Annotated in this window: 11 protein-coding genes; 1 reads left to right on the forward strand and 10 read right to left on the reverse strand. The window is 45.0% G+C overall.

Going from position 1 to position 16,133, the window contains the following annotated elements; translation table 11 throughout:
* Positions 1-167: 167 nt before the first annotated feature.
* Both HMPREF0670_RS07480 and HMPREF0670_RS07485 read right to left on the reverse strand, forming a co-directional pair.
* Positions 168-1,499: a hypothetical protein gene (locus tag HMPREF0670_RS07480; RefSeq protein ID WP_009230547.1), complete on the reverse strand. Its 1,332-nt coding sequence runs from the start codon at positions 1,497-1,499 to the stop codon at positions 168-170.
* Positions 1,500-1,638: 139 nt separating this feature from the next.
* Positions 1,639-2,616, reverse strand: coding sequence for a polyprenyl synthetase family protein (locus HMPREF0670_RS07485; RefSeq protein WP_009230548.1), 978 nt, complete (start codon positions 2,614-2,616; stop codon positions 1,639-1,641).
* 89 nt (positions 2,617-2,705) lie between these two features.
* On the opposite strand from HMPREF0670_RS07485, the gene polA reads away from it, so the two are divergent.
* Positions 2,706-5,489 (forward strand): DNA polymerase I, encoded by a 2,784-nt coding sequence (gene polA / locus HMPREF0670_RS07490; protein WP_009230549.1) that lies wholly within the window; start codon positions 2,706-2,708, stop codon positions 5,487-5,489.
* A 413-nt stretch (positions 5,490-5,902) separates the two neighbouring features.
* Here polA and HMPREF0670_RS07495 read toward each other — a convergent pair whose 3' ends face one another.
* The 8 genes from HMPREF0670_RS07495 to HMPREF0670_RS07530 form a co-directional block, all read right to left on the reverse strand.
* Positions 5,903-7,177: an MBL fold metallo-hydrolase gene (locus HMPREF0670_RS07495; RefSeq protein ID WP_009230550.1), complete on the reverse strand. Its 1,275-nt coding sequence runs from the start codon at positions 7,175-7,177 to the stop codon at positions 5,903-5,905.
* A gap of 163 nt (positions 7,178-7,340) precedes the next feature.
* Positions 7,341-7,838 (reverse strand): hypothetical protein, encoded by a 498-nt coding sequence (locus HMPREF0670_RS07500; RefSeq protein ID WP_009230552.1) that lies wholly within the window; start codon positions 7,836-7,838, stop codon positions 7,341-7,343.
* A gap of 77 nt (positions 7,839-7,915) precedes the next feature.
* Positions 7,916-8,503 carry an endonuclease NucS domain-containing protein gene (locus HMPREF0670_RS07505; protein WP_009230553.1) on the reverse strand — a complete coding sequence of 196 codons (588 nt, stop codon included), beginning with the start codon at positions 8,501-8,503 and terminating at the stop codon, positions 7,916-7,918.
* Between the two features lie 1,147 nt (positions 8,504-9,650).
* On the reverse strand, positions 9,651-10,229 hold the full coding sequence (locus HMPREF0670_RS07510) for a DUF417 family protein (protein ID WP_009230554.1): 579 nt from the start codon (positions 10,227-10,229) through the stop codon (positions 9,651-9,653).
* Positions 10,230-10,445: 216 nt separating this feature from the next.
* Positions 10,446-12,461 (reverse strand): two-component regulator propeller domain-containing protein, encoded by a 2,016-nt coding sequence (locus tag HMPREF0670_RS07515; protein ID WP_009230555.1) that lies wholly within the window; start codon positions 12,459-12,461, stop codon positions 10,446-10,448.
* A 207-nt stretch (positions 12,462-12,668) separates the two neighbouring features.
* A complete protein-coding gene (locus tag HMPREF0670_RS07520; protein ID WP_009230556.1) occupies positions 12,669-13,271 on the reverse strand; it encodes a non-canonical purine NTP diphosphatase in 603 nt (200 codons plus the stop codon).
* Positions 13,272-13,445: 174 nt separating this feature from the next.
* A complete protein-coding gene (locus tag HMPREF0670_RS07525; protein ID WP_009230557.1) occupies positions 13,446-14,699 on the reverse strand; it encodes a M16 family metallopeptidase in 1,254 nt (417 codons plus the stop codon).
* 123 nt (positions 14,700-14,822) lie between these two features.
* Positions 14,823-16,001 (reverse strand): TlpA disulfide reductase family protein, encoded by a 1,179-nt coding sequence (locus tag HMPREF0670_RS07530; RefSeq protein ID WP_009230558.1) that lies wholly within the window; start codon positions 15,999-16,001, stop codon positions 14,823-14,825.
* Positions 16,002-16,133: the final 132 nt, after the last annotated feature.

The raw sequence follows: 16,133 nt of genomic DNA on the forward strand, positions 1-16,133 counted from the left end.
GCAAAGGTAATTTATAGAACCTGCCTTAAACAAAATAGAAATGGTAAGGAAACGCGCCTTCGTACAGCTGTACTAATAAGGCGATGTGGTTTCGATACCATTTCTATCACGCTATAAATACGCATTGCCCAAGGGCCAACCGTGGGTCTAGGGCAATGGAATTGAGGTTACTTATTGAACATTCTTTCGAACGATTTAATCAAGTCGCTAGCCTGCTTGTACACGTCGGGGAAGTTCTTCTTCGTGAAGTAGTCGTTAAAACCATAGCTAGTTTTATCGTCAAACTTCAACAAAGCATAGGGTTTCCACATCACTTTATACTCTAGTGTTAAGTTGTTGTGTACTTGTTCTGCAAATACTGCTAACTCAATATTGGCGCTACGCTTATCAGAACCCTTCAAGAATATACCTGCATTGAGGTGATTATTGGCTTGTTCTACAAATCCCTTGGATTCACTCTCGGTGTAATAAACAAAGCTGTTGTTCTTAAACATACCACCTTCTTCAAGCTTTCTGTACCATTTGTTAAACGTGCTACCATCGTCTATCTTACCTTTGAACTGCACTTCACCCAGAATATCGAACGCCATATTTACCTCTCCTACACTCTGAATGCGGTCGTTGGTGGCTTTACCATTAACAGAAATCACCATGTCGAACAGCTTTTGGTTGCCAATAGTGACGGCGGCATCGGCCTTTGCACCCTTAGCGGCATCGAACAATGCGCGCTTAACCTCCACAACATAGTTGTTGATGGTTAGCTTGCAGTTGGCCTCGATATTGTCTTTTGCCACGTCGAGCGTGCCGTTTGTAGACACCTTGGTGTTCAATTCGCCCGTCATCAAGGTGTTTCCGCCCTGCGTAAGCGTAAGTGTTGCATGTTCGGGGATGTTTAATTTGGTTTCAATCTTTGTATGATCGTAATATCCATTGCCTTTATATTCCCTTTCTTCATCGTCCAAGAAAGGCACGTACATATTGGTTTGCTTACCCGAAAGCACAAGTTTTAGCACACATTCCTTGCCGTTATTGTCGTTAAAGACGAACTGCAAGTCGTTGGCATCCTCTCTAACCCATTGTCCGTTTACCACTTTAAAGTGCCCGTTAATCTGCGAAAGGTCTATCATGCGCTGCATTACCTTCATGTCTTTCTCGCGCTTGCCAAGGTCGGTCCAAAAGCTTTTCAGCTTATCCTTCCACCACTTGTTAATCTTTGCCGTGGCATGTTCGCTCGAAAGGTTGTCGTGTACATAGTTGGCAATGTTCTCAATGTTGTTAAAGTCGGTTGATTTAACCATTGCCAAGGCGCGTTTAGCGGTTTTGTCCAACTCTAGCTTTTTCTGTTCGGGGGTCAGTTCGGTGTTAATCTCGGTTTTGTTTCCTGGGTCTGTTCCGCCAGGAATAGTGGGCTTGTCGTCGTTCGACGAGCCACAAGCAGCCACACCGAACACCAAAGAGGCACCTAACATTAGGTACCCAAAGCGTCTAAATTCTCTCATGCTATCTAATTTAATTGTTAATTAATGGCCTTATGGCCGTGTTTTATTGTGTTAAGTTATTGAAGTCTGTAATTTGTAAGATGTTGATTTGGCGTGTTTTCCTTAGTCATAGTGTACTCATACACAAGGAAAACTTTTATCAATTGTTTCTATCTATTATAAAGCTTACGTATGCTTTCAAAGCGTCTTGCAGCTGTGGCTGAGCAATGTATTGGTTGATAAACCCATCGGTAAGTACCTTACATTGGGCCATTTTTTGTTCGGCATAGGCTATTCCGCCGTTGTTCTTGGTAAACTCAACCAGCTGAGCAATCTCTTCGGCCGACACGTTTCGCGCTTTTACTTTGCGCGCTAAGGCCGCCATTTGGGTATCGCCGGTGGTGTTAAGCGCATAAAGCACGGGCAAAGTTAGCTTACCTTCGGCCATATCGTTGCCCGTTGGCTTGCCTAAGTCGGCCGATTGGTAATAATCAAAGATGTCGTCGCGAATCTGAAAGATAACGCCCACGTTGCGTCCAAAGGCGCGAGCCGCCTCAACAGCTTGCCTGTCGGCTCCTCCGGCCTTTGCTCCAATCACGGCACAAGCCTCAAACAAGGCGGCCGTCTTTTGTCTTATAACCTCGAAATACACCTCTTCCGAGAAGTTGGTGTTGGCAATGTTGGTTAGTTGCAGTATCTCGCCGTTTGATAATGTGCGACCCAGCTCGGCCAAATCGCAAACAATGTCGCAATCGTTTGTGCGCGCAATGTTAAGCAAGGCCGTAGAAAGAATATAATCGCCAACCAGCACCGCCACCTTATTGTTATACGAAGCGTTTACCGATGCTTGCCCCCGGCGTTCGCCACTCTCGTCTACCACATCGTCGTGCACAAGGCTTGCCGTGTGCAATAATTCAAGTCCAACGGCGGCATATTGCGCCACAGATGTAACCTTGCCAAAGCTTTTTGTCATCAGCAAGATAAGTATGGGGCGCATGCGCTTGCCGCCTTTGGCGCGAACATGCTCTAATGCCTGACCCAACAGTCCGTCTTTGTGGGTCAGCGACTCGTCGAACAGCGCGATAAAGTCTTTTAATTCGGTATGTATAGGTGTCCGTATGGTCGACAAATAATCCATGTATTCTCAAATTTGACACAAATTTACACAATAAATCGTTACTAACCCCATTTTATTTCGTAATTTTACACGATATAACAATAAAACTTATGGATAAACTATTCCTCATAGATGCTTACGCTTTGATATATCGCTCGTATTATGCCTTTATCAATAACCCACGCATCAACTCGAAAGGACTTAACACTTCGGCCGTAATGGGCTTTTGTAATACCCTTAACGAGGTGCTAAACAAGGAGCAACCCTCGCACATTGGCGTGGCTTTCGACCACGGACTGACTTTTAGAAACGAAGCTTTTCCGCAATATAAGGCACAGCGCGAGGCAACACCCGAAGATATCAAACGCTCTGTGCCCATCATCAAAGACATTCTTACGGCCTACCACATCCCTGTGTTGCAAGTAGACGGCTTTGAGGCCGACGACGTTATCGGTACGCTTGCACTGAAAGCTGGTGAACAAGGCATTGACACCTACATGCTAACGCCCGACAAAGACTATGCCCAACTGGTGCGCCCCAACGTTTATATGTATCGTCCACGACATGGCGGCGGTTACGAAACGATGGGACCCGACGAGGTGAACCAAAAGTACAACATATCTTCGCCTTTGCAGGTTATCGACCTCTTAGCCCTCATGGGCGACTCGGCCGACAACTTTCCAGGCTGCCCAGGCGTAGGCGAAAAGACGGCATCTAAGCTTATCAACGAGTTTGGAACGGTGGAAAAGCTGCTCGAAAACACTGCGCAACTGAAAGGAAAGATGCGCGAAAAGGTGGAAGGAGCCGTTGAAGACATCAAGATGTCGAAGTTTTTGGCCACCATACGAACGGACGTGCCACTGGAATTAGACCTCGAACAGCTACGACTGAAAGAACCCGACACGGCCAAACTGCAAGAGATATTTACCGAATTAGAGTTTAAGAGCTTTGCCAACCGCTTGCTAAACAAGGCCGAAAAGCCTAAAAAGGCGGACAACAGGCAGCTTTCGCTGTTCGACGAACCAGCTATGGCTGAGGCCGACAACAGTCGGTTCGAACCCCTATCGGCACCCGTTGCCAATCGACAAACGATTGAAACCACACCCCACGAGTACCATTTGGTTCAGACCGAGGCCGACATTCAAGCCCTCGTTAACCTGCTTTCGGCTGCCGATGTAATCAGTCTGGACACCGAAACAACCTCTACCAACGCCATTGATGCCCAATTGGTGGGGCTTAGTTTTGCCGTAGAAGAGAAGAAAGCCTATTATGTACCTGTGCCCGAACAGGCTAACGAGGCGCAAAACATCGTGGATAAGTTCAAGGCTATATACGAAAATCCAAATACTTTAAAGGTAGGACAGAATATAAAATACGACCTTGAAGTTCTTCGCAACTATGGAATAATGCTGCAAGGACCACTCTTCGATACCATGATTGCCCATTATCTGCTGCAACCCGAACTGCGCCATAACATGGATTTCATGGCCGAAGTGTACCTGAACTACGAAACAGTGCACATCGATGCCCTTATCGGAGCGAAGGGAAAAACGCAGAAAAACATGCGCGAACTGGCTCCTAGCGAGGTGTATGCCTACGCTTGCGAAGATGCCGACATAACGCTGCAACTTAAAAACGTGCTTCAACCCAAGCTTGTTGAGGCTGGTGTGGAACGTCTTTTCAACGAAGTGGAGATGCCATTGATACCTGTTTTAGCCGAAATGGAGTGCAACGGTGTGCGCATTGACACGGCTGCACTGAAAGAAACATCGCAAGTTTTCACCGAACGCATGCTGCAATTGGAGCAAGAAATTTACCAAGCGGCTGGCAAAACGTTCAACGTGGCATCGCCAAAACAAGTGGGCGACATCCTTTTTGGCGAGATGAAAATCATCGATAAGCCCAAGAAAACCAAGACAGGGCAATATGTTACCAGCGAAGAGGTGTTGCAAACACTGCGCTCTAAGCACCCCATCGTGGCGCATATTCTAGATTATCGCGCGCTGAAAAAGCTGCTCGGCACATACGTAGATGCACTGCCCAAACTGATAAACCCACGCACGGGCCACATCCACACGTCGTTTAACCAAGCTGTTACGGCCACTGGTAGACTTTCTTCGAGCGACCCTAACCTGCAAAACATCCCCGTTCGCGGCGAAGATGGCAAGGAAATACGCAAGTGTTTCATTCCCGAAGAGGGCTGCGAGTTCTTCTCGGCAGATTATAGTCAGATTGAATTGCGCGTTATGGCTCATCTTAGTCAGGATGCCAACATGCTCGATGCCTTCCGCGAAGGCTACGATATCCATTCTGCAACGGCCGCAAAGATTTACGATAAGCCTGTTTCGGAGGTTACACGCGATGAACGAACGAAGGCTAAACGCGCCAACTTCGGCATCATCTACGGCATAACGGTGTTTGGTTTGGCCGATAGGCTCAACATCGAGCGTGCAGAGGCTAAGCAACTTATCGACGGATACTTCAAGATGTTTCCGCAAGTGCGCGACTATATGGAGCAAGCCAAGGAGACGGCAAAGGCCAATGGCTACGTGGAAACGTTCTTCCACCGCCGCCGTTACTTGCCAGACATCAACAGTAGCAATGCAACGGTGCGCGGAATTGCCGAACGAAACGCCATCAATGCACCCATACAAGGGTCGGCAGCCGACATCATTAAGGTGGCTATGGTGCGTATTTTCCAACGTTTCCAGCGCGAAAACATCCGCTCGAAGATGATTTTACAGGTGCACGACGAACTTAATTTCAGCGTTCTTCCAACTGAGAAAGAACTGGTTGAACGCATCGTTATGGAAGAAATGCAAGCTGCCTACCCGCTAGATGTGCCCTTGGTGGCCGATGGCGGTTGGGGAAACAACTGGTTAGAGGCACATTAAAAGGTGAAAAGGGGAAAAGGGGAAAGGGTGAAAAGATGGCTAACGCCCATAAAGAGGCATAGCCTTCAGATGCTTTTTTACTTTCTCAGATTAGTCGGAGCAATCAGACCTGTCGGACCAGTCAGACCTGTCCGACTAATCAGACTTTCCCCTAATAACGAAAGCCGCAAAACTACTGGCTTAACAACTTACTCATTCTTCCTACTTATTACCTTTACTACCTACTACCTTTACTACTTACTACCTTTACTACTTACTACCTTTACTACTTACTACCTTTACTACCTACTACCTTTACTACTTACTACCTTTACTACTTACTACCTTTACTACTTACTACTAACTTTTAAGTCCTGTTCTATAAATTACCAGCTTTTCTAAAAATCCATTGAAGGTAAGTTATAGAACACGCCTTAATTTTGTTTTATAGCAACCTCCATAATCCGCTCATCTTTCTCTATAACATGAATGTCAGGGGGAAGATGGAGGGCTTTCCCCGTGGTCTGGGCTTCTTTGTGAATGAATACGACCCCCATACGTGGACGAACAAGCTGGCAAAGATGGCCGAGCGTTGCCACATCGGCATGGCCGCTAGTGTGAAATCCATGCGCTGTACCATCAAAGATACGCGTGCCAAACAGGTTTCTTATTTCGATAATGCCGGGAATACGGTTCTCTTCTTTTCCATTGTGATAGCCTTGCCACATGGAATATATCAGGCAGGCAGGTTCATCGCCATAAACTTGCATTATGGCTTTTATCAGGTTGATCTGACTTGCCCTAACCGGCATCAGAAAACCTTCGTGCTGCAACTTGCGCTTAACACGATTGGCCTTATAACTAGTAAGCTCAAAGATGTGCGTAAACTGGAACAGTTCAGCCTGGGTATAGTTTGTGAATATATCCAATATCTTTTTTTGGTATCGATCGCAATAGAACACTCTGCCCGTTTGTTTACAGCCAGCATGGAAAGAAGCTAACCGCTCCATATCCGTAGATGAGCAGAGGGCAAACACATACTTGTGCCGTTTCAACACCTTTATGGTATTCGCCTGTATTGCATACTCAGGCAAGACCTTTTCGTGCGGTCGGCTTAGCATTGTTCCTTCGGTTATTAAAATATCTACTTGCCTGATATACTTTTTTAGAACTCCATCCAGACTTTTTCCCAAATAACCATGACGGCGGAAATCTCCCGTGTGAAGAATAACCCTCCCCTGTGTCTCTATCTTAAACATATAGGAATCGAAGGCCGAATGACTGCAATAGTAAGGGGTGATGCGGATGTCGCCTATCTGTATCGTACAATTTACCTGATAGGTTTTCATGCGATTAATGGCAGACAACTCTTGTTCTATGTTTTCATGCCTTGAAAGCGTCTCATATTTACATTTCATTACTTTCAAAGCACCTTCACCAATGTATTGGGGTATAGAATCTGGAACAAACTGGAACAGCCCCACATGATCGCCATGATAATGCGTATAGAAAATGGCGTCAACACCAGAAACAACCTCGGCTATTTGTTCTGCCATCAATTCCTTTACTTTACTTCCAGGCAGGTTGCTTCCCAAATCAATAATGATGCGAGACTGTGCTGTGGCAATTTCCGTGATGCAGCCGCCAATTTGATTTGCACCACGGTGAATATTAATCTCTATTTGTGACTTTGAAACTATCTCTTCCATATATGTTACCAGTTTTGATAAATATCTTTTGCATAGGACTTATCGTCAATGGGTTTCATAAACGACGACCAGCAGTAATCGCTTAACACAAGGTTATTACCACGCCTATACATAGTGTCAACCATCCCCCTTTCTTCTTTATAAGAAAGGGGGAGAGTCTTCACTACTTAACCACTCGCTTAAATTCAACAACCATCTTATCCATCTTGAGGATAGGCTGGCTAAGCCGTGTCTTCACCTCTTGATAACCATGCGCCTTTATCCAATCTACAACCCTGTTACGAACCGCGTTGTCGTAGTATAAGGTGAGTTGCAAAGGCAAGGCGTACTCATCAACGGGTTTTAGAAGGTTTTTTTCCAGTGGATTTCCCGTAGTTATTCCGAGGCAATAAGCCACGATACTTCCTGCCAGATTACCCTTGAAAGGCTCGGGAACGGCTTCCAAGTCTTGCCTTGCTCCGTCTACGATAGCTTTCAATGTCAGAAGGTTGTCTGCCAAACCGAGGTTCAGCAATAGTCTCAATTCGTCGTCAATGCGTGTGCGCATTTCATCCGTCAGCTCAAGTCCAAGGTTATGGATTCCCCATTCAACTTGGAACTGGAGTGACTCATCTTTTGTTCTTTTAGCCAGTTCGGCTTTGCGTCTTTTTGTTCTTTCCATATTATATAATACGAATGAGAAATTTAATATCGACAGCAAAGATAGAACGAAGATGCAGAAAGGTTAAGAATGGAATGTTATTTTTCTATCAAAGACCAAGTTTTAGCTTCCGAAGGCATGTTGGGAGTATATTTTTTTTCAATTCCTTTCTGTTTTTCAAACTCGAACTCATCAACAGCAATAGAATAAAGCTCTACATTAGATGTATCAAATTTCCACCCATTAATACTCTTTTCATCCCAGTTTTCCCAATAACTATTATTAGCTGCTACTACAAGTCTTGTTCTATCAGAAGCCACTTCCTCCCAATCAACAGCCTTACCGTTTTCCTTATGTCCATGAATTTTTTCATAATTTTCTTTAATTAGCTCATGATAGCGTTTCAGTTGCTTTGCAGCTTCTTCGGGGGTATCATTGTCGCTAGATTTCTTTCTAAACTTTACTTCACATAGCACATACTTACCATCAGCATCTTTGCCGATAAGGTCAATGCTTTTTCCACGTGGTTTTCCAGAATAATCTACGGGTATCTCTATGTCCAACCATTCTACTTCCTTACCATTCAGGTTAGATACTGATGATAAAATAATTGCTCTCTGCAAGGCACGTTCTGCTGAATCCGAAATTTCTGTGCTATAACGTACCGGATGATTTTCTTGTTTCATAATAAAGTAAATATTAAATTTGTAAAGTTGTTTTTAGTTTTTAATACTTCAATATGAAGAAGAGCTTTGTATCTTTTATAGGCAAACCAAGATAAACACTCCTCATCATTTACGAAGTGATGGACAAAGGTACAATAAAAATTGAAATTGTTCCCCACATATTATTAGAAGAACGAAATTACGTTTAGCACAAAACCAACCAGTTGAAAAGCAAGTGCACCACCTTGCGTTCATGGTTAGTCTAATCAAAAAGTGAAAAAGAAAAACTACTTTCCTACTTACTACTTTCCTACTTACTACTTTCCTACTTACTTCTCCACTCCCCAAAAATAAAATAAGGAGTTAAGTCACAAAGCATTTGGCTTAACTCCATAACTCCTTAACTCCTTAAAGGTGAAAAGGTGAAAAAGTGAAAGGGTGAAAAAATGGCCTTAAAAGGTGAAAAAGTGAAAGGGTGAAAAGGTGAAAAAATTGCTGCGCCTACCACGCTTGTTCACTATCAAAGTGAAATAAAAGCGTAATTTCACCTTATGTTCTTCTGTCAAAATAGAAAGGGTGAAAAGGTGAAAGGGTGAAAAAATGGCTGCGCCACATAGGCATTTGGCTTAACTCCATAACTCCTTAACCCTTAAAGGTGAAATGGCTAACACCACCTAGGCATTTGGCTTAACTCCATAACTCCTTAACCCAATAACTCCTTACAAGCAGGGCTTTTTTGGGGGTTAGTACATCTTTAAACACCATATAGTGCAAGTACAAAACACTTGTAGCGCTAGTACAAGACCCTTGTAGTGGTAGTACAAGATACCTTGTAGTGCCAGTACAAGACGCTTGTAGTGCTAGTACAAGATGCTTGTAGCGTGAGTACAAGGTGCTTGTAGTGTCAGTACAAGGCACTTTGTACTGATATTTACACCCGATATGTGCTAACTATCCCATAGCACAATTAATGCCAAAACCAATTCTTTTCGATTATAACTGAAACACTCGTCAACTTGTTAACTCGTTAACTAAGCCACTTGTCTTCTCGTTAACTTGTTAATTTGTCAACTCATCAACCAATACTACACTTCAATTAAGCCCATAATAAAAGCGTTCGAGTTAAGTTCTCGAACGCTTTTTATTATAAACCAACAAATGTTTCCGCTTATTTTTTAAGCTGTTTAAGCAATTTACCTGCCGTATCAGAAAGCAGTGTTATTGCCCCAGCCAATATCACAGTGTCTTTAATCACCAATCTACCTGCACCCGAAAGCAAGGGGAAACCATGTTCGCCACTTCCCAAATCGGGAACCCAACATTCGGGCGTTGTTATGAGGAAAGACAGCGTTCCTAAGGTCATAATGATACAGAGCAGTTCGCCGAAAATGCCAATCTTTGGTGAGAACATACCCAAGAAAACCAAGATACCGATGCTCATGATAAGGCAACCAAGTCCATAAGAAAACACATAGGTGCGGTTTTCTTCGTGCCACTGGCGGTTTTTCAACACCAATTCGCCCTCTTTGTTTTTATATTGCTTGTATTCTGGTGCTTCTTTTGCATAAAAGAAACTCATAAACGGACTGTTTGCAACGAAAGGAACGATGCCGTCGGCCTCGTAATGGGTAAACTTCAAACCTCCAATCCACACAAACACAATAAGAATGGCCACACGGATGAGGTTCAAACCTGTTTGGCGCAAGTTAGACGCCAATTCTAGAAATGCAATTACTTTACTTTTCATACTTACTTTATCGATTAAAAACGCACGCCCAAATAAACGGGCTAATGAATGAATATTTACTTACTAAGGCCGCTACATAAGTGCACTTACGCACCTTGTAGAACATTACATATTGTAACGTACAAGGCCTTTTAACCATGCAAAAATAATTGATTTAGCACGAAAAACAATGCAAAATAACATTGCTAATATCTATAAAGGCATTGAAAAAAGCTATCAGTTAACCACTGCCACCTTGCAAGCCACGCCGCTTTTACCCTCTTCGGTGGCCTCTAACACCACGTAAACGCCGCTTACAACGCGCTGGCCGCGAAGGTCGGTGGCATCCCAAGTAAACATTCCGCCGTTGCTACGCCCTTCTTTTACCAGCGTTCCGTTGGGCGAAACAATTTTTACATAGGCGTTGGGCGATAGGTTTACTATCCTAATAAGCCCCTTATAGCCGGGTTCAACGGGGTTGGGATAGGCGTATGCCTGCCTATCGTCGCCCGTTTGCGGTTCGGTTGCATCGCCTTGATAAGAGCAAAGGCCATTGTCGGTGGCGAAAAACACCTCGCCTGTTGTGGGGTTTATGGCGATGCAGTTAAGCACATTAGAACTTAACGCACTGTTGGCACTGGTGAAATGCTGCACTTGTTGCAGGTTATCGGCCGATATAAGGTAAGCACCATCGTTTAAAGTACCCATCCATTTGCGGTTTGCCCCATCGATAGCGATGTGCGTGATGTGCACTTCGTTAAGCAGATAATCGGCACTATTGGTGCCATCGTTACGCGGAATTTTAAACTGAACGAAATGTTTTTCGGCCTGATTGTTGCGTATTTGCAAGTAAAGCGGTGCCGCATTGGTGCCCACCCAGAGGTTTCCTTCGCGGTCTTCGGCAACACAAGTAACTGCATTTACGTGTATGGCCACGCCGTCTTGGTTGGTAAAAGTGTCGTAAACAGTGCATTCGCCCGTGGCTGGCTTATAGCAAGTAAGACTCGGAACGGTCCAATGGTCGTTGCAAAACCATACCCATCCACGACTATCCACCAGCATTTTCGTCATGTTTCGCAAGCTAAGTCCATCGGCCATCAGGCGTTCTTGATGCCTACTTTCCATCTGCTTGCCGCGCGGAATGGTAAGCAACGACTGGCGTTTAGTTTGACTATTCACAAGCCAAAGGTTGCCTTGTGCATCAAAATCCACACCATTTACGATAACATAATTATTGTCTAACTCCACTACCCCATCCACAGCGGGCAGCAAAGGGCTGTTATCGCGATTGAAATACGCCTTTAAACGTCCGTCTTGAAACTCGTATAAGCCCGGTCGTCCGCCCACAAACACGTGGTTAGGGTCTAGTGGGTCTACGGCTAAACAGTTAATATCGTTAAACGCGATGCCCGTAGTGGCGGCCACATCGTCTTGAAAGAAAGTCCACGAACCATTGCTTTCCAGCACTTGCACCAAGCCTGGGTAACCCTTTTGCGTACCTCCCGATGCATATTGTCCGCCAACGGTAAACAATTTACCAGCAGTAAACTTCATGAAATAGAAGTTGTTGTATCGCGGTCCGCCCACGTTAGCCTTCTTAGCCATTTCTAGCAGCTTGGCATCAGGCTGTGCTTGCGGGTTGGGTTGGTACTCCCCCACCCTCGTCCAGCTGTTTTTGTCGTTCAGATTGGCCGTTAATGGGGCTGCATAACACCCCACAACATCCGAGTAAGCCCATATTCGGTTGCCCTCAATGCGTGTCCAGTTCACCTTAAATCCAAGGTTATACGTGTCGTTAATCTGCATCTTTCGGGCATCGAGCTTAACAATTCCAAAGCCCGTTGCCAGGTAAGTGTTTGCGCCATAGGTGTTAATGCCAAACACAGTCTTATCCACCATCATGTTTTTATGGTACAAATCAGACAGGTTTTGCACCTCTCCATTGGGCATAACGAAGTCGATATTCTGGTTATCGTACACCACTACAAGTCGTTTAGCCACGTTGTTCCATGCAATAAAGGCAATGGGCGTGTCGCTAAGTCCGTTTATTCGGTCAAATGTTTGTATGCTTTCATCGGCCGTGTTATAGGCAAACAGGCGTTTAGAGGCCAGCACGTAAAGCGTATTTCCGGCTTTTTGCACCTGCGTTATGTCGCTGTATGCCGTGTAACTGCGCCATAAGGAAGCGCGAACGGGCAAACAAAAACATAATAATAAGGCGAGAAATAAACGAATAATAGTGGGTTTGCGCATATTAGGACTATGATTTATAAGCGTTATAATTTTATCTGTTGATAAGATTATAACGCAAAAACGGCTGATATATTGTTTAAAGGTGAAGGGGTGAAAGGGCTTTTAAAGGTGAAAAGGTGAAAGAGTGAAAAGGTGAAAAGGTGAAAAGATACTTACCCCCTCACTACCTTTACTACTTAACTATTTACTACCTTTACTACTTACCTCCTACCCCTTAAGAAACTGAACCAGCTTACCAACAGCCCTAGCCCGATGCGAAATTTGGTTCTTAATGTCGGTTCCAAGTTCGGCAAACGTCTTGTCGTAACCATTGGGAACAAACAGCGGGTCGTAGCCAAAGCCCGCTGTTCCGTGGCGTTCCGTGGCGATATGTCCTTCTACAATGCCTTCAAAAAACAAGGGTTGGTCTATGCCCAACCTGTTATTTGGCGGAGCAACAAGGGCAATGACCGTGCGAAAACGTGCATCGCGGTGGTTGTTATCTGCCAAACGACAAAGCAATTTGTGCATGTTAGCCTCGCTATCGTGCCCATCGCCACCTGCATAGCGTGCCGAATACACGCCAGGTTCGTTGTTTAGGGCGTACACTTCCAGTCCTGTGTCGTCGGCAAAGCATGCCATTCCATAGTGTTCTAGCACATATTGCGCCTTGATAAGGGCGTTTTCTTGCAATGTAGAACCCGTTTCGGGTATGTCTACATCGCAACCGATGTCCTTTAATGATAGCATTTGCAGGTTGGAAGGCATTATTTGGCGTATCTCTTCCAGCTTATGCGCGTTGTTGGTAGCAAAAACGATGGTTGTATTCATATCATTTCATTTATTTCTCAGAATTGTCGGACTGGTCAGACCGGTCTGACTAGTCGGACAAGTCCGATTAATCCGACAATAGCTAAAAAGCAATTGACTTAACTCCTTAACTCCATAACTTCTTAACTCCTTAACTCCATAACTCCTTAACTTCTCCCTTTACTACTTACTACTTTACTCCTTACTACTCCCTCCTTGATAAATCAGCGTAGTTAATTTATCTTCTGCAAACACCTCGCGAGCCACACTTTGCAGCTCTTCGGCCGTGATGGCGTCTATCTGTTGCAGCAAGTTGTCGATGTGTTTCTCCTTATTGAAATGGAGAAAACTTTTGCCAAAGTCGAGCGCAAAGCTCTCCCTATTGTCGCAAGCCACACATATCTGACCCTTAATTTGCCTTTTGGCAGCCGCCAGTTGACGAGCAGAAAGCGGCTTTTCGATAAGCCTGTTCAGTTCTTTCTTCACCAAACGCAGACAGCGGCGCAGGTCTTTTGGGTCGCAACCAAAGTAAACACACCACACACCTGTGTCTGCATAGCTCACCAAATTGCTTTCAACGTTATATACCAGGCCGTTGCGTTCGCGCAAAGCGATGTTCAAACGAGCGTTCATACCTGGTCCGCCAAGCAAGTTATTGGCCAAATAGAGGGGCAAACGGCGTTTGTCGTAAGTGCTGAAAGCACGATTTCCAAGCATAACATGTGCCTGATGCGTGTCCATCTGGCGTATAATTTCGCTGGGCTGATAGGGTGGGAGAGGCTCTCCCTCGTGCGTATCAATGTGCGGAAGAGCGTTAGGGAAATGTTGAGTGGCATGCTTTAACGACCTAACCAGCCAATGAAAATCCAACTCGCCGTATGCAAAGAACACCATATTGTTGGGCCTATACATCCTTCGCGTAAAGTCTTTGGCGTGTTCGGATGTGTAAGTACGCAGCAAAGAGGCCTTTCCAAGGATGTTATGACCCAGCGGATGACCCGAAAAAACGGCGTTTTCAAAATCGTCGTATATCAGTTCGGCAGGCGAATCGTTGTAGCTTTCAATCTCATCGCATATCACTTCAATCTCTTTTCGCAACTCGGCAGCTGGATATTGGCTGTCGAACACCATATCCGTTAGCAGCTTTACCGCCCGTGGAGCATGCCCTTTGGGGATGGCCGCATAATAAACCGTGTGTTCCTTGTTGGTGAAAGCGTTGATATCTCCGCCAACACTCTCCAAACAATTCAGTATACTAAGCGGCGTTCGCTTGCTCGTTCCCTTAAACGAAGCATGCTCGCAAAAGTGCGCCATGCCCATTTCGTCGTCTTTTTCGTTGCGTGTGCCAGCGTTAATTTGAAAGCCACAGTACACCACAGGCGACGAAGAACTGCGGTGAATGATGCGAAGACCATTGGCAAGCGTGGCCGTATTGTATTTGTTATCCATGCGAATGGCGGTGTTACTCGATGTGGTCATTGTTGAATTTAAAAGAAAAGGCGACGCGCGCTCGTCTCAAGCACACATCGCCGAATAAACCAAAATAAATATTACATGAAAAAAAACTGTATATTACAATAGCGCCTGTATCTCGGCGTCTAAGTCTTTAATCTGCGCATCGCGCTTTTGTAGGGTGTTGTTTCGGTCGATGAGGAAGAAGGTAGGCAGCGTTTGCACATTGTATTGCGACAATACGGTGCTACGAGTTCCGTTTTCGTCCCACACACTTACCCAAGGCAGCGCGGCTGTCTTTGTCTTCCAGAAATGTTCTTCGGGGTCGAACGACACCTGATAGATTTCAAAACCGCGGTCGTGATACTTATTATATATCTCGCGCATCATCATAATGCGTTTCAAACTGCCCTCGGCAGCAAAAGCCTGGAAGTCTAACAGAACCACCTTTCCTTTCAAGTCGGTAAGCTTTCTCACACGTCCGTGGTTGTCAGTAAGTGCAATATCTATCACGCCGGCCACCTTAACCTTGTCTGCGCTGATGGTTTGGCGAGCGTTATTTTCTGCAATACGCACGTTTTTCATCCCTTCGATGGCGATGTTGTGCAAGTTAAGTCCGCGTTCGGCCTTCGGGAAATAAGTGTCCCAACTTGTTGCCACGGCCGCGAACACCTTCACATCGTCTTTGCTGCTGCGTGGGTTGAAGATAAGGATATTGGCATTTCCCAACACGATGGTTTGGAAAAGGGCATAATAAGAATAGGCTTTCATGGGCTCTTTAAATATATAATTGAGCTTAACCTTATTCTTATAAACCTCCAAAACCTTGGTAACACTATCTTCTACTGCCTGTACGCCCAGCGTAGGGCTGTTTGCAATGGCCGTAACTTGCCTTTGCAGGGCTAGCTGCATGTAGGCCAAGTCGCGTATCTTTGCGCATTCTTCCGACCCGCTAACCTCGTAATTGACCGACATAGTGGGGTAGGCAGCCTTCACGGTGATGCTTTCCGTAGAGTCGACGGCAAGATTCACCATTTGGTTGGCAATGCGCAGGCGATAAAATTCGGGTGCATCGGGAGCTTTCTGCTTAAACTCGAAGTTGCCATTCTCGTCTAGCTTAACGCTATCCACCGCCTTAGGACCGTTAAGACTCATGTTTTCGAGATAGAGAACAGAGTCTTTTGCCTGGGTGATTGTTCCGTTAATGTTGAACTTCTTTTCGCTACACGAACCCAAACTCAAAACGGCTACACCCAAAACAGCGGTATAGAATAATCCCGATAGTTTTTTATTATTCATTTTTAGCAAGTTGATTAACTTGTTTGCAAAGTTAAAATAAACCTATCAAAATACAAAACCGTTAAGCGGATATTTTTAAAGTGTGCGAGTTTATAAGGTTTTGAGCAACTTAGTTTTTCGGTTTACTAAGGT

This window comes from Prevotella sp. oral taxon 317 str. F0108 (assembly GCF_000162415.1).
GTDB classification, from domain to species: domain Bacteria; phylum Bacteroidota; class Bacteroidia; order Bacteroidales; family Bacteroidaceae; genus Prevotella; species Prevotella conceptionensis.

Bases quoted from the DNA above. Each gene is read 5' to 3' on its own strand.
- HMPREF0670_RS07480 (WP_009230547.1), bottom strand. From the start codon at position 1,499: ATGAGAGAATTTAGACGCTTTGGGTACCTAATGTTAGGTGCCTCTTTG.
- HMPREF0670_RS07485 (WP_009230548.1), bottom strand. From the start codon at position 2,616: ATGGATTATTTGTCGACCATACGGACACCTATACATACCGAATTAAAA.
- polA (WP_009230549.1), top strand. From the start codon at position 2,706: ATGGATAAACTATTCCTCATAGATGCTTACGCTTTGATATATCGCTCG.
- HMPREF0670_RS07495 (WP_009230550.1), bottom strand. From the start codon at position 7,177: ATGGAAGAGATAGTTTCAAAGTCACAAATAGAGATTAATATTCACCGT.
- HMPREF0670_RS07500 (WP_009230552.1), bottom strand. From the start codon at position 7,838: ATGGAAAGAACAAAAAGACGCAAAGCCGAACTGGCTAAAAGAACAAAA.
- HMPREF0670_RS07505 (WP_009230553.1), bottom strand. From the start codon at position 8,503: ATGAAACAAGAAAATCATCCGGTACGTTATAGCACAGAAATTTCGGAT.
- HMPREF0670_RS07510 (WP_009230554.1), bottom strand. From the start codon at position 10,229: ATGAAAAGTAAAGTAATTGCATTTCTAGAATTGGCGTCTAACTTGCGC.
- HMPREF0670_RS07515 (WP_009230555.1), bottom strand. From the start codon at position 12,461: ATGCGCAAACCCACTATTATTCGTTTATTTCTCGCCTTATTATTATGT.
- HMPREF0670_RS07520 (WP_009230556.1), bottom strand. From the start codon at position 13,271: ATGAATACAACCATCGTTTTTGCTACCAACAACGCGCATAAGCTGGAA.
- HMPREF0670_RS07525 (WP_009230557.1), bottom strand. From the start codon at position 14,699: ATGGATAACAAATACAATACGGCCACGCTTGCCAATGGTCTTCGCATC.
- HMPREF0670_RS07530 (WP_009230558.1), bottom strand. From the start codon at position 16,001: ATGAATAATAAAAAACTATCGGGATTATTCTATACCGCTGTTTTGGGT.